Origin of the sequence: Prosthecomicrobium pneumaticum, assembly GCF_014199915.1 — a bacterium.
Taxonomy (GTDB): Bacteria; Pseudomonadota; Alphaproteobacteria; order Rhizobiales; family Kaistiaceae; genus Prosthecomicrobium; species Prosthecomicrobium pneumaticum.
In genome coordinates, this window is sequence record NZ_JACHOO010000004.1 from 164,504 (window position 1) to 177,788 (window position 13,285).

Annotated in this window: 10 protein-coding genes and 1 other RNA gene; 6 read left to right on the plus strand and 5 right to left on the minus strand. The window is 69.8% G+C overall.

Annotated features, from left to right (window positions below; all coding sequences use genetic code 11):
* Positions 1 to 25 precede the first annotated feature (25 nt).
* Together GGQ63_RS11095 and ffs are read right to left on the minus strand one after the other, a co-directional pair.
* Positions 26 to 1,834: a DNA polymerase III subunit gamma/tau gene (locus GGQ63_RS11095; RefSeq protein ID WP_210308471.1), complete on the minus strand. Its 1,809-nt coding sequence runs from the start codon at positions 1,832 to 1,834 to the stop codon at positions 26 to 28.
* A gap of 94 nt (positions 1,835 to 1,928) precedes the next feature.
* Positions 1,929 to 2,019: signal recognition particle sRNA small type (gene ffs, locus GGQ63_RS11100), an RNA gene on the minus strand.
* Positions 2,020 to 2,150: 131 nt separating this feature from the next.
* On the opposite strand from ffs, the gene nudC reads away from it, so the two are divergent.
* A complete protein-coding gene (nudC, locus tag GGQ63_RS11105) occupies positions 2,151 to 3,113 on the plus strand; it encodes an NAD(+) diphosphatase (RefSeq protein ID WP_183855744.1) in 963 nt (320 codons plus the stop codon).
* On the opposite strand, the gene GGQ63_RS11110 is transcribed toward nudC, so the two are convergent.
* From GGQ63_RS11110 to GGQ63_RS11120, 3 genes are all read right to left on the minus strand, one after another.
* Positions 3,110 to 4,264 (minus strand): glycosyltransferase, encoded by a 1,155-nt coding sequence (locus GGQ63_RS11110; RefSeq protein ID WP_183855746.1) that lies wholly within the window; start codon positions 4,262 to 4,264, stop codon positions 3,110 to 3,112. The genes nudC and GGQ63_RS11110 overlap by 4 nt on opposite strands.
* A gap of 68 nt (positions 4,265 to 4,332) precedes the next feature.
* Complete coding sequence (locus GGQ63_RS11115; protein ID WP_183855748.1) at positions 4,333 to 5,187, minus strand: prephenate dehydratase; 855 nt, start codon at positions 5,185 to 5,187, stop codon at positions 4,333 to 4,335.
* A gap of 61 nt (positions 5,188 to 5,248) precedes the next feature.
* On the minus strand, positions 5,249 to 6,007 hold the full coding sequence (locus GGQ63_RS11120; protein ID WP_183855750.1) for a 3-deoxy-manno-octulosonate cytidylyltransferase: 759 nt from the start codon (positions 6,005 to 6,007) through the stop codon (positions 5,249 to 5,251).
* 185 nt (positions 6,008 to 6,192) lie between these two features.
* Between GGQ63_RS11120 and GGQ63_RS11125 the strand changes: the two genes are divergently transcribed.
* The 5 genes from GGQ63_RS11125 to GGQ63_RS11145 all read left to right on the plus strand — a co-directional run bounded on the left by GGQ63_RS11125 (position 6,193) and on the right by GGQ63_RS11145 (position 13,271).
* Positions 6,193 to 7,125 (plus strand): c-type cytochrome, encoded by a 933-nt coding sequence (locus tag GGQ63_RS11125; RefSeq protein WP_183855752.1) that lies wholly within the window; start codon positions 6,193 to 6,195, stop codon positions 7,123 to 7,125.
* Positions 7,126 to 7,262: 137 nt separating this feature from the next.
* Positions 7,263 to 9,128: an extracellular solute-binding protein gene (locus GGQ63_RS11130; protein WP_183855754.1), complete on the plus strand. Its 1,866-nt coding sequence runs from the start codon at positions 7,263 to 7,265 to the stop codon at positions 9,126 to 9,128.
* Positions 9,125 to 10,993 (plus strand): ABC transporter substrate-binding protein, encoded by a 1,869-nt coding sequence (locus tag GGQ63_RS11135; RefSeq protein WP_183855756.1) that lies wholly within the window; start codon positions 9,125 to 9,127, stop codon positions 10,991 to 10,993. The genes GGQ63_RS11130 and GGQ63_RS11135 overlap by 4 nt, the downstream gene beginning before the upstream one ends.
* A 13-nt stretch (positions 10,994 to 11,006) precedes the next feature.
* Entirely contained in the window at positions 11,007 to 12,116 is a 1,110-nt protein-coding gene (locus tag GGQ63_RS11140) for a microcin C ABC transporter permease YejB (protein ID WP_183855758.1), read from the plus strand.
* 3 nt (positions 12,117 to 12,119) lie between these two features.
* Positions 12,120 to 13,271 (plus strand): ABC transporter permease, encoded by a 1,152-nt coding sequence (locus tag GGQ63_RS11145; RefSeq protein ID WP_183855760.1) that lies wholly within the window; start codon positions 12,120 to 12,122, stop codon positions 13,269 to 13,271.
* Positions 13,272 to 13,285 lie beyond the last annotated feature (14 nt).

Consider the following 13,285-nt stretch of genomic DNA (forward strand, 5'->3'; position numbering starts at 1 on the left):
GCCGAACTCCATCACCAGCACAGGATCAATCCTCGGTAGCGTCTTCGATCTCGTCGACGATGTCGACTGTCGCGTCGGGCGACGGCAAGGCGGCGGCGACCTCGTCCGCCGCGTGGACCCGCACGTCGACGATGCGCGCGCCCGGAAAGCGCGCCAGCACGGCCGCGACGAGCGGGTCGCTGCGGGCGTCGGCGACGTTTTTCTCCTGCTGCGCCGCCTTTGCCTCATCGAGGGTGCGCGACGTCGCGCCGCGCCCGAGCACGGCCGTCCAGCGCTCGCCCGTCCAGTCGGAGAGCTTGCGGGCGAGTTCGGAGGCGAGGCCGGAAGGCGGATCGCCGACCGGTTCGAATTCGATCAGCCCCTGTTCGAGGCGCATCGGCCGGGCGTGGCGCTCGAGCGAGATCTTGAGCGGCACGTCGCGCTTCGTGCCGACGAAGGCGACGAGATCCTCCCAGCGGGAAAAGCGGATCGCCGGCTCCTGCCGGGCCTGCGGCGCCGGCTGAGGCGAGGGAACGGGCGCAGGCGCTGCGATCTCGGCGCGCATCGGCGCCGCGACCGCGGACAGGCGCGGTGCGGGCGGCGGCTCGGACGCCGCGGAGCCGGGCGCCGAGCCGCCGGGCACGGACGCGCTCGCGGCGGAGCGGAAGGCGCCCTCCTTCAGCAGGCGGAGCGCCTCGTCGGGCGTCGGCAGGTCTGCGGCGTGGGCGATCCGCACCAGCACCATGTCGGCCGCGGCGAGCGGGCGGGAGGCGCCCTGCACCTCGTCTATGCCCTTCAGCAGCATCTGCCAGGCGCGCGACAGCACCCGGAGCGACAGCCGTTCGGCGAAGGCCGCGCCGCGGCGGCGCTCCTCCTCCGGCACGGCCGGGTCGTCCGCCGCTTCCGGCACGATCTTCAGCCGGGTGACGAAATGGGTGAAGGCGGCGAGGTCCTGCAGCACGACGGCCGGCTCGGCGCCGACGTCATATTGCGCCTTCAGGAGGGCGAGCGCCTCGGCGGTGCGGCCCGCCATCACCGCTTCGAACAGGTCGACGACGCGGGCGCGGTCGGCGAGGCCGAGCATCGCCCGCACCTCCTCGGCGCGCACAAGGGGGTCGTCGGCGCCGGCGCCATGGGCGATCGCCTGGTCGAGGATCGACAGCGAATCGCGCGCCGAGCCCTCGCCCGCGCGCGCGATCATGGCGAGCGCCTCCGGCTCGATCGCGATGCCCTCGGCTTCGGCGACCCGGCCGAGCAGGCCGATCAGCGTCGCCGCCTCGATGCGGCGCAGGTCGAAGCGCTGGCAGCGCGACAGCACCGTGATCGGCACCTTGCGGATCTCGGTCGTCGCGAAGACGAACTTGACGTGCTCGGGCGGCTCCTCGAGCGTCTTCAGGAGCGCGTTGAACGCCGCCCCCGAAAGCATGTGCACCTCGTCGAGGATATAGACCTTGTAGCGCGCCGAGACCGGCCGGTAGCGCACCGCCTCGATGATCTCGCGGATGTCGCCGACACCGGTGTGCGAGGCGGCGTCCATCTCGATCACGTCGACATGGCGGCCTTCCATGATCTCGGCGCAATGGACGCCGAGTTCGGGCATGTCGATCGTCGGGGCGGAGACCCGGCCGGGCAGCTCGTAATTGAGCGCGCGGGCGAGGATGCGGGCGGTCGTCGTCTTGCCGACGCCGCGCACCCCGGTCAGCATATAGGCCTGGGCGATGCGGCCGGTCTCGAACGCGTTCTTCAGCGTGCGGACCATCGGCTCCTGGCCGATCAGGTCGTCGAAGCTGCGCGGGCGGTATTTGCGGGCGAGCACGCGATAGGCGCCGCCTCGGGCGGAGCCTGCGCCGGCCATGCCTGTCGGATCCGCGCCGTCCATGCGTTGCCTCGGTCGTGCCCGGCTCTTCGGGCGAGCCCACGCCGGAGACGGACGATGAAAGGAGAGAGCGGGAGGCTGGCACGCGACCCGTGCCGTGGCTCGTTGGGGCTGCTTCCTTCCGGACCTGACCCGGTTGGCGAGTGGCTCGTCCACCACCAACCTCCCAAGGGCACCATATCATACGGCGGCGCCGCAATGGCAAGAGGGAGACCGACGAAGCGGGCCGCTTTCGCCGCGCCGTGCGCCGCACTAGGATCGCCGTCCCGTTCCGCTCACCGACAAGTCCCCCGCCATGACCTCGATCTTCTCCGGCCTGCCGCAGCAGGAGCCCAGCCGCCGCGTCGGCTTCTCGGGCAACATCATCGACCGGCGGAGCGAATCCCGTCATCCCGACACGCTCGCCGCGGCGCTCGCCGATCCGGCGGCGCGCTTCCTGATCCTGCGCGGCGACGAGGCGGTGCTCGGGCCGGACGGCACGCCGCTCTTCGAGCGCGAAACCGCGGAGCGGATCGCCGGGGCGGTCGAAGCCGCGGTGCTGCTCGGCTGGAACGACGGCACGCCGCGCCTTGCGCTCGCCCTGCCCGCCGAAGCGGCCATCGACGAGGCGCTCGGCCGGCCGGCGACGCTGCGCGCGCTCGCCTCGGCGGCGGCCGCCGATCCCGATTTCGCCGGGCCGGTGGGCGCCGCGCCGCTCGGCGCGCTCGCCCAGGCCCGGGCGCTCTTCAACTGGCACGCCTCGGCGCAGTTCTGCGGCCGCTGCGGCGCGCCCACCGTCGCGGCGATCGCCGGCTACCGACGCGACTGCACCGCCTGCGGCACGCAGACCTTTCCGCGCACCGATCCGGTCGCGATCATGCTCGCGGTCGAGGGCGACCGCTGCCTGCTCGGTCGCCAGCCGCGCTTCCCGAAGGGCATGTATTCCTGCCTCGCCGGCTTCGTCGAGCCGGGCGAAACCATCGAAGACGCGGTGCGCCGCGAGATCCGCGAGGAGGCCGGCATCCTGATCGGCAAGGTGCGCTACCACGCCAGCCAGCCCTGGCCCTTCCCCAATTCGCTGATGATCGGCTGCCACGCCGAGGCGCTCTCCTTCGACGTCCATCCGGATGTCGACGAACTGGAAGACTGTCGCTGGTTCTCGCGGGCGGAGGCCGCCTCGATGCTCGCAGGGGCTCATCCCGACGGGCTCGGCGCGCCGAACCCGATGGCGATCGCCCATGAATTGCTGCGCAGCTGGGTCGAGGGGCGGATCGGCTAGGTCGGCTGGCCGGTCAACTTCCGCCACAGGCGGCGCAGGCCGCGCGCCCTTTTTCGCGGCAGGAAGGCGTCGATGTCGCCCTTCACCGCCCGTTCGATCGCGACCTCCGGCGCCTGCCATTCCATCATCACGGCCTTGCGGAACGGCCAAGGACCGGCGAGCCGGTGTGTCGCCCCGCCCTCCTCGAGGATGGCGTCGAGGAGCGCGAGGAAGCGCGCCCGCTCCCGCTCCAGCCGCGCGAGCGTCGCCGCCCGGACGGTCTCGGCCGGGATGGCGCGCGCCTTCAGCGCCGCGACGGCCTGTGCGACGGCGCGCGGATCGGGCGGTACAGTGAGGCAGAAGTCCGGATCGAAATGGACGTGCCGGCCGCCGATGCTCGGCGTGCTGACGACCGGCAGGCCGGCGAGCAGATATTCCGTGCTCGCGAACATCGCGCCTTCCGTCTCCGACAGGCACAGCCCGACATGCGCCCGGCCGAGCGCCCGGTTGACCTTGGGCGGCGACAGCCGCACCGGCTCGCCCTTTCGATCGAAGGCGTTGAGGAAGACATGGCCCGGCGCCTCCGCCTTGTGGCGGGCGATGATCGCCGCCTCGGCGGCCGGCTCCGGAAGCAGGCTGTTCCGATAGAAAAGAAAGGCGCAGCTCGGGATGGCGAGGCTCAGCTCGTGCCGCTTCCAGGGCACGAGCTGCGCATTGTAGATCGCGTCGAACTCGCGCGGCGTGCCGAGCGGACGGAATACCGCCTCCGGGGCGTTCGCCGTCTTGTTGTAGAAGAAGGCCGCCTCGCCCGTCGCCCGGACGAGCGCCGTTTCTTCCGGCGTGTTGCAGAGGAAGACGAGGCGATGCTGCGGATGGGAAAGGCGGTGCAGCACCGCGCGCCGGCGGAGCAGCGCGACGGCTTCCTCGCTCTCGATCGTCCGGGTCGGCGAAAAGAGGAACCAGACGGTGCGGCCGGCGAGACGTGACCCGGCGACGCCGGCGAGGCCGAGCGGCACAGTCTCGCCGATGCCGGAATAGGAGATCAGCGGATCGGCGCTGATCACGGTCGCCGGGAGGAGTGTGACGGTCGGCGCCTCGGGCGGCGGCTCGGCCCGCACGCGGGCGATCTCCGCCGCACCGGGCGGAACGAAGCCCAGCTCGTCGATCAGCATAGCGGCCGCCCCGCCCCCGTGCCCGCCCCCGTCATCTAGGCCCCCCGCAGCCGGCCGGGCGGCGCCCCTCAGCGCGCCTCCGGCTCGCGGATGTTGGCGCGGAACGGATCGGCGGGGAAGACCCCGAGCAGGCGCAACTCGGCGGAGAAGAAGGCGAGCTCCTCGAGCGCGCGGGCGAGCGGCGGCTCGTCGGGATGGCCGTCGACCTCGGCATAGAATTGCGAGGCGAAGAACTGCCCCTCGAGCTGGTAGCTCTCGAGCTTCGTCATGTTGACGCCGTTGGTCGCGAAGCCGCCGAGCGCCTTGTAGAGCGCCGCCGGCAGGTTGCGGACGCGGAAGATGAAGGAGGTGACGACCGGCCCGTTGCCCGCCGGGGCGCGGAGCCCCTCGCGCGACAGGATGACGAAGCGGGTGGTGTTGTGGGCGGCGTCCTCGACGTCTTCCGCAAGGATGGAGAGGCCGTAGATCTCGGCGGCGAGCCGCGGCGCCAGCGCGGCGCGGGTGACGTCGCGCGCCTCGGCGATCACGCGGGCGGCGCCCGCCGTATCGCCCGCCACATGGGCGACATAGCCGCGCTCGCGGATCAGCCGGCGGCACTGGCCGAGCGCGTGGACATGGCTCTCGACGACGCGGATCGTCTCGAGCGTCGCGCCTTCGACCGCCATCAGCTGGAAATGGATCGGCAGGAAATACTCGCCGATGATGTGGAGCCCCGAGCCGGGCAGCAGGTGGTGGATGTCGGCGACCCGGCCGGCGAGCGAATTGTCGATCGGGATCATGCCGAGATCGACATCGCCGCGCATGATCGCCTGGAAGCAGTCCTCGAAGGTGGCGGCGGGTACCGCCTCGCAATCGGGATAGACGTTCGAGCAGGCGATGTGCGAGTTCGCGCCGGGCTCGCCCTGGAACACGATCTTTTTCATGGGGATGGGATCTTCCGGTCGGATGGCGGCCGGGCCGAGGGGGCCGGTCCGCGAAGGGGCCTCACGACGTCGCGCCGAGGATCGCGCGGGCGCGCTCGAGGTCGGCGGGAGTATCGACGCCGAGCGGAACCGCGTCAACGAGGGCGACGTCGATGCGCATGCCGGCTTCGAGGGCGCGGAGCTGCTCCAGCCGCTCGCGCAGTTCGAGCGGCGAGGGCGGCAGGGCGACGTAGCGGTCGAGCGCCGCACGCCGATAGGCGTAGAGGCCGATATGGTGATAGTGCGGCCCGGCGCCCCAGGGGGCGGTCGCGCGGGTGAAATAGAGCGCCCTCAGCCGGTCGGGCCCGACCGGGCTGCCGACCACCTTGACGACGTTCTCGTTCGTCCGCTCCTCCTCGCGCACGATCTCGGCCGCGAGCGTCGCGATGTCGACCGCCGGATCGGCGAGCGGCGCGGCCGCGGCGGCGATCGCGGCCGGGTCGATCGTCGGCAGGTCGCCCTGCACATTGACGACGACGCCGGCCCGCCCGTCCGGATCGGCCGCAGCGAGCGCCTCGTGGATGCGCGCGGAGCCGTTCGGATGATCGGCCCGCGTCATCAGCGCGCGGCCGCCGGCTGCGGCGACGGCGACGGCGATCTCGGGCGCGTCGGTCGCGACGAAGACCGGGCCGATCGCCGCTTCCATGGCGCGGCGCCAGACATGGACGATCATCGGGACGCCGGCGATATCGGCGAGCGGCTTGCCGGGCAGGCGCGATGCGGCGAGCCGCGCGGGAATGAGCACGACCGTGCCGCCCGCCGTCCTTTCCGAGGAAACCATCGCTCCGTCTCCGCGCCGTTCCGGGCCACGCCGCCCGAGGTGGCAAAAGGTCTCAAGGGCGAGGCGCTTATACGTATTGCGCGGCGTGCGCGAAAGAAGCTAGTTTCCGCCGCACAATGGACGGGTCTCGCCGCCTCAGCGCGACGACGGCTGCGTTTTCATGCCGGTGTGGAGCCCCAGGCGCGATGGACTCTTTCGAGCTCAACAAGATCGTTGGCGCGGTCCTGTTCACCCTCCTCGTCACCATGTCGCTCGGCATCGTCGCCGAGGCGATCTACACGCCGGAGGAGCCCGAGAAGCCGGGATTCGCGATCGAGGTTCCGGAGGAGCAGGCTGCCGGCGGCACGCAGACCGCCGCCGCGGAGGAGACGCCGATCGCCGTGCTGCTCGCCAGCGCCTCGGCCGAGGCCGGCGCCGATGTCGCGAAGAAGTGCGTGTCCTGCCACACCTTCGGCAAGGGCGAGCCGGCGAAGGTCGGCCCCAACCTCTATGGTGTCGTCACAGGGCCGATCGCCCATATGGCCGGCTTCAAATACTCGGCGATCTTCACCGAGAAGCACGAAGCCGGCGACACCTGGACCTACGAGAACCTCAACCATTTCCTGCACAATCCGAAGGGCTTCGCGCCCGGTACGGCGATGGGTTTCGCCGGCCTGAAGAAGGATTCGGAGCGGGCGAATATGATCGCCTATCTCCGCTCGCTGTCCGACAACCCGCCGCCGCTGCCGACGCCGGAAGCTGCCCCGGCCGCCGAGCAGCCGGCCCAGGTCGGAGCCGAGCCGGCCGAGGGCGCGCCGCCCGCGGAGGGCACCCAGCCGGCCCCCGCCGGCGCCCAGCCCGACGCCGCGCCGCCCGCCGTCTCCCCGGCCAGCGAGCCGCCGGCCGCCGAGCCCGCCGCTCCGGCGACGCAGGCGCCTGCTGCGACCGAGACCCCTGCGGATCCGGCCCCCGCCGCGCAGCCGCCGGCCGACGCCGCGCCGGCCGCGCCGGCGACGGAGCCGCCCGCCGGTGCCGCGCCTTCCGAGCCCGCTCCGGCCGAGCAGCCGATCGCTCCGCCGGCGACGACGCAGCCTCAGGCCCCCGCCGAGGAGCCGGCCGGTCAGTCGACCGCGCCGTGAGCCCCACGCGATCGTGAGACGGATGAGGGCCGGAGGTCATCCTCCGGCCTTTTTCTTGCCTTGGGCTCGGGTAACCCGTTGCCGCCGGAGCATTCCGCCTTATCAATGAAGGCGGGATACGAGGAGTACCGCCAAGGATGAGAGCCGCCTTCTTCGCCGCCCTTCTGGCCATCGCCGCCCTGTCTCCGGCGGCCGCCCAGGAGACCCCGGACGGCACGAGGGCGGAGGCCGCCGGCACCTGGCGTCACGCCACCTCGCTGATCGGCGAGCCGAAATATCCGGCAGGCTTCACCCAGTACGACTATGTGAACCCCGGGGCGCCGAAGGGCGGCACGCTCGATCAGGCCGTGCTCGGCACGTATGACAGCTTCAACCCCTACATCGTTCAGGCGACGCCCGCGGCCGGCATCGGCCTCCTCTGGGATTCGCTGATGGAGCAGGCGACCGATCAGGCCGGCACGAGCTACGGCCTGATCGCCGAGGCGATGCGCTACCCGGCCGATCTTTCCTCCGTGACCTTCCGGCTCGATCCGCGCGCCCGCTGGCACGACGGAACCCCGATCACCGTCGACGACGTGATCTGGAGCTTCGACACGCTGAAGAAGAACTATCCCTTCTACGCCCAGTATTTCGCGAACGTCACCGGCGGGGAGAAGACCGGCGAGCGCGAGGTGACCTTCCGCTTCAGCGAGACGGGCAACCGCGAACTGCCGAACATCATGGGCGACCTGCCCGTCCTGCCGAAGCACTGGTGGGAGGGCACGGACGCGAAGGGTGAGAAGCGCGACGTCTCGCGCGGGACGCTCGAACCACCGCTCGGATCGGGGCCTTACAAGATCGGCGCCTTCTCGGCCGGCCGGTCGGTCGAATGGGTCCGCGTCGAGGACTATTGGGCGAAGGACCATCCGCTGCGCGTCGGCCGCTTCAATTACGACCGCATCCGCTACGAGTATTTCCGCGACGACAATGCGGTCTGGGAGGCGTTCAAGAAGGGCGGCATCTCGGATTATCGGCGCGAGAACCGGGCGCAGCGCTGGGCCGAGGGCTACGACTTCCCGGCCGTGCTGCGCGGCGACGTCGTCAAGCGGACTTTCGTCTCCGGCGCCGGCGCGCCGATGCAGGGATTCGCCCTCAACACGCGGCGGCCGCAGCTCCAGGATCGCCGCGTCCGCCGGGCGATCACGCTGGCGCTCGATTTCGAGGCGATGAACAAGAAGCTCTTCTTCGGCCTCTATCAGCGCACCGACAGCTATTTCGAGGGCCAGGACCTCGCCGCCTCGGGCCTGCCGCAGGGCAAGGAGCTCGAGATCCTCGAGACGGTGCGGGACAAGGTGCCGCCCGAGGTCTTCACCACGCCGTTCACCCTGCCGGTCTACGACACGCCGGCGAAGCTGCGCGACGGGCTGCGCGAGGCGAGCCGCCTGCTCGCCGAGGCCGGCTGGACACAGCAGAACGGCCGGCTCGTCAACGGTGAGGGCCAGCCGCTGACGATCGAGTTTCTCGGCGACGACGCCAGCGACGAGCGCGTCACCAATCCGATCATCGTCAATCTGCGCCGGCTCGGCATCGACGCGAAGCTGCGCATCGTCGACCCGATCCAGTTCCAGCGCCGCGCCGACAATTACGATTTCGACGCCACGACGGTCATTCTGCCGCAGTCGCAGTCGCCCGGCAACGAGCAGCGCGATTTCTTCGGCTCGGCGGCGGCGGAGCGGCCGGGCAGCCGCAACCTGATGGGCATCCGCGATCCCGCGGTCGATGCGCTGATCGACCGCGTCATCTTTGCGAAGGACCGCGCCGAGCTCGAAGCCGCCACCCACGCGCTCGACCGCGTGCTCCTGTGGAACTTCTACGTCGTGCCGCACTGGAACAATCCCGACATGTGGTTCGCGCTGTGGGCGAAGATCAAGGTGCCCGAGAAGCAGCCGGCCTATGTCGGCGTCGATCCCTTCTCCTGGTGGATCGACACGGCCCGCGAGAAGGCGGCCGGAGCGCAGCCGTGAGCGGCGGACCGACCCGCCGCTTCGTGCTCGCGGCCGGCGCCGCGGCGCTCGCCCTTCCGGCGGCGGAGCCCTTCGCCTGGGCGGCCGGCCGAACCGGCCTGCACGGCCTGTCGACCTTCGGCGACCTCAGATATCCGGCGGATTTCTCTCACTTCGCCTATCTGAACCCGGAAGCGCCGAAAGGGGGGCGGATCAATTTCCAGCCGCCCTACTGGTTCTTCAACCAGGCTCCGAACACCTTCAACACGCTGAACGGCTTCGTGCTGCGCGGCGACGCGCCGCCGCGGATCGAGCTGCTGTTCGATACGCTGATGGCCTCGGCCGCCGATGAGCCGGACTCCGTCTATGGGCTCCTCGCCGAAAGCGTCGCGGTTTCGGAGGATCGCAACAGCTTCACTTTCACGCTGCGCGAGGGGCCGCGCTTCCATGACGGCACGCCGCTTACCGCCGAGGATGTCGCCTTCTCGCTGATGCTTCTGAAGGAGAAGGGCCACCCGAATCTCTCGCAGCCGATCCGCGAGATGGTATCGGCGACCGCGCCCGACCCGAAGACCGTCGTCGTCACCCTGTCGGGTAAGCAGAACCGCGCGACCATCCTGACGGTGGTCGGCCTGCCGGTGTTCTCGAAGGCCTTCTATACGGCGAACGATTTCGAACGGGCGACGCTCACCCCGCCCCCCGGCTCGGGACCCTATCGTGTCGGCGCGGTCTCGGCCGGGCGCTTCATCGAATATGAGCGCGATCCGGACTATTGGGGCCGCGACCTGCCGGTCAATCGCGGCAGTGCCAATTTCGACCGCATCCGCATCGATTTCTTCCGCGAGCGCGCGGCCGCCTTCGAGGCGTTCAAGAAGGGCGACATCACCTTCCGCGAGGAGTTCACCTCGATCACCTGGGCGCGCGACTACAACTTTCCCGCCGTCGCCGACGGACGGGTGAAGAAGTCGCTGTTCGATGCCGAACAGCGGCCGTCCTTCCAGGGCCTGTTCTTCAACACGCGGCGGCCGAAATTCGCCGATCCGCGGACCCGCCAGGCGATCGCGCTCGCCTTCGATTTCGAGTGGTCGAACAAGAATCTCTTCTTCGACGCCTATCAGCGGCTCGCCTCCTATTTCGAGAAGTCCGACTTCAAGGCCGAGGGCGAGCCGACTCCGGCAGAGCTGGCCCTCCTCGAACCCTATCGGGCCGAGCTGCCGGAGGCGGTGTTCGGCCCCGCCTATGTTCCGCCGAAGACCGACGGCTCCGGCCGCGACCGGACCATGCTGCGGCAGGCCTCACAGCTTCTCGCCGCGGCGGGCTGGACGCGCGGGGGATCGGGCCTCGTCGATGCGTCGGGCGCGCGGCTGACCGTCGAATTCCTGATCGACGCCGAGGTCTTCGTGCGCGTCCTGTCGCCCTATGCGGAGAACCTGCGGGCGATCGGCGTCGACGCCTCGATCCGCCAGATCGATCCCGCGCAATATCAGGCGCGGCAGAACGATTACGATTTCGACATCGTGCTCAGCGCCGTCTCGCTCTCGGCGACACCCCTCGACGGGCTCGAGACGCTGTTCGGCTCCAGGGCCGCCGACTCGCCGGGCACCTATAACTTCTCCGGCATCAAGGAGCCGGTGGTCGACGCGCTGATCGGCAAGGTCGCGACGGTCGGCTCGCGCGACGAACTGATCGCGATCACCCGCTCGATCGACCGCATCCTGCGCGCCAGGCACTATTGGGTGCCGGCCTGGTTCCAGCCGAACCATCGGGTGGCGCATTGGGACCTGTTCGGCTGGCCGGCGGAGAAGCCGCCTTACGCCTTCTCGCCCGAGACCAGCTGGTGGTTCGACGCCGACAGGGCGCAGGCCGCCGGCAAGCCGAACGGGTGAGATCGACGCGCTCATGGCCGCCTACATCCTCCGCCGCCTGCTCCTGATGATCCCGACGCTCGTCGGCATCCTCGCCATCTCCTTCGTCGTCGTGCAGTTCGCCCCCGGCGGCCCGGTCGAGCGGGTCATCGCGCAATTGCAGGGCAGCGACGTCACGGCGTCGAGCCGGCTGGGCGGCGGCGGGGCGGGGGATTTCGCCAGCCAGAATCTCGACGCCGGCGCGACCGACGCCGTTTCCTCGCGCTATCGCGGCGCGCAGGGACTCGATCCGGAATTCATCAGGCAGCTCGAGCGCCAGTTCGGGTTCGACAAGCCGCCGCTCGAACGCTTCGGGCTGATGCTGTGGAACTATCTGCGCTTCGATTTCGGCCAGAGCTTCTTCCGCGACATCTCGGTCGTCGACCTGATCCTCGAGAAGATGCCGGTCTCGATCTCGCTCGGCCTGTGGATGACGCTCCTCTCCTACGGCATCTCGATCCCGCTCGGCGTCGCCAAGGCGGTGCGCGAGGGCTCCCGCTTCGACGTCTGGACCTCGGCGGTGGTGATCGTCGCCTATGCCATCCCCGGCTTCCTGTTCGCCGTGCTGCTGATCGTGCTGTTCGCCGGCGGCTCCTTCTTCGACTGGTTCCCCTTGCGCGGCCTCACCTCCGACAACTGGAGCCAGCTCTCCTGGCCCGCCCGCATCCTCGATTACTTCTGGCATCTCGCCCTGCCGCTGCTCGCCATGTCGCTTTCCGCCTTCGCGACGACGACGCTGCTGACGAAGAACTCGTTCCTCGACGAGATCCGCAAGCAATACGTCGTCACCGCAAGGATGAAGGGTCTTTCCGAGCGCCGCGTGCTCTACGGCCACGTCTTCCGCAACGCCATGCTGATCGTCGTCGCCGGCTTTCCCGGCGCCTTCATCGGCGCCTTCTTCACGGGCGCGCTGCTGATCGAGCAGATCTTCTCGCTCGACGGACTCGGCCTGCTGAGCTTCGATTCGGTGATGGGGCGCGACTATCCGGTGGTGTTCGCGACGCTCTACATCTTCTCGCTGATGGGCCTCGTCGTCGGCCTGATCTCCGACCTCACCTATACCTGGATCGATCCGCGGATCGATTTCGAAAGCCGGGAGGTCTGAGGCATGGCGGTCACGACCCCCTCTGCGGCGGAGTTGGGCGCGCCGCCGGCCCGCCGCCGTCTGGTCCTCTCGCCGCTCAACCAGCGCCGCTGGCGGAATTTCAAGGCGAACCGGCGGGGCTACTGGTCGCTCTGGATCTTCCTCGTCCTCTTCGTCCTGTCGCTGTTTGCCGAGTTCATCGCCAATGACCGGCCGATCCTCGCCGTCTACAAGGGCGAGTATCTGATGCCGATCTTCGTCGACTATCCGGAGGAGAAGTTCGGCGGCTTCCTCGCGACCACCGACTATCGTGACCCCTTCATCCAGGACGAGATCGCGGCGCATGGCTGGATGGTCTGGCCGCCGATCCGCTACTCCTACCGCTCGGTGAACAACGAGGTGGCGACCCCGGTGCCCGCCGCGCCCTGGTGGATGCTCGATGCCGGCCAGCGCTGCAGCGCCTATCCGCAGGGCGACGCCGACCCCAATTGCCGGCTCGGCAATTTCAACTGGCTCGGCACCGACAATCAGGGTCGCGACGTCGCCGCCCGGCTGATCTACGGCTTCCGCATCTCGGTCCTCTTCGGCCTGATCCTCGCTCTGATCTCCTCGGTGATCGGTGTGCTCGCCGGCGCGGTGCAGGGCTATTTCGGCGGCTGGACCGACCTTCTCTTCCAGCGTTTCATCGAGATCTGGACGGCGATCCCCTCGCTCTATCTGCTGCTCATCGTCTCCTCGGTGATCGCGCCGAGCTTCTGGGTGCTGCTCGGCATCCTGCTCCTCTTCTCCTGGGTGGCGCTCGTCGGCGTCGTCCGCGCGGAGTTCCTGCGCGCCCGCAATTTCGAGTATGTCCGCGCCGCCCGCGCCCTCGGCGTCGGCAACCGCACCATCATGGCGCGGCACCTCCTGCCGAACGCCATGGTGGCGACGCTCACCTTCCTGCCCTTCATCCTCAACGGCTCGATCACCACGCTGACCTCGCTCGATTTCCTCGGCCTCGGCCTGCCGCCCGGCTCGCCCTCGCTCGGCGAACTGCTCTCGCAGGGCCGCAGCAATCTCGAAGCCCCTTGGCTCGGCCTGACCGGCTTCGCCGTGATCTCGGTGATGCTCTCCCTCCTCATCTTCATCGGCGAGGCGGCCCGCGACGCATTCGACCCGCGCAAGACCTTCGCGTAGGATGGGAGCCGAAG

What these genes read in the sequence shown, in the direction of transcription:
- GGQ63_RS11130 (WP_183855754.1), top strand. Translation starts at nt 7,263, where the DNA reads ATGAGAGCCGCCTTCTTCGCCGCCCTTCTGGCCATCGCCGCCCTGTCT.
- GGQ63_RS11110 (WP_183855746.1), bottom strand. Translation starts at nt 4,264, where the DNA reads ATGCTGATCGACGAGCTGGGCTTCGTTCCGCCCGGTGCGGCGGAGATC.
- GGQ63_RS11125 (WP_183855752.1), top strand. Translation starts at nt 6,193, where the DNA reads ATGGACTCTTTCGAGCTCAACAAGATCGTTGGCGCGGTCCTGTTCACC.
- nudC (WP_183855744.1), top strand. Translation starts at nt 2,151, where the DNA reads ATGACCTCGATCTTCTCCGGCCTGCCGCAGCAGGAGCCCAGCCGCCGC.
- GGQ63_RS11145 (WP_183855760.1), top strand. Translation starts at nt 12,120, where the DNA reads ATGGCGGTCACGACCCCCTCTGCGGCGGAGTTGGGCGCGCCGCCGGCC.
- GGQ63_RS11095 (WP_210308471.1), bottom strand. Translation starts at nt 1,834, where the DNA reads ATGGCCGGCGCAGGCTCCGCCCGAGGCGGCGCCTATCGCGTGCTCGCC.
- GGQ63_RS11120 (WP_183855750.1), bottom strand. Translation starts at nt 6,007, where the DNA reads ATGGTTTCCTCGGAAAGGACGGCGGGCGGCACGGTCGTGCTCATTCCC.
- GGQ63_RS11140 (WP_183855758.1), top strand. Translation starts at nt 11,007, where the DNA reads ATGGCCGCCTACATCCTCCGCCGCCTGCTCCTGATGATCCCGACGCTC.
- GGQ63_RS11115 (WP_183855748.1), bottom strand. Translation starts at nt 5,187, where the DNA reads ATGAAAAAGATCGTGTTCCAGGGCGAGCCCGGCGCGAACTCGCACATC.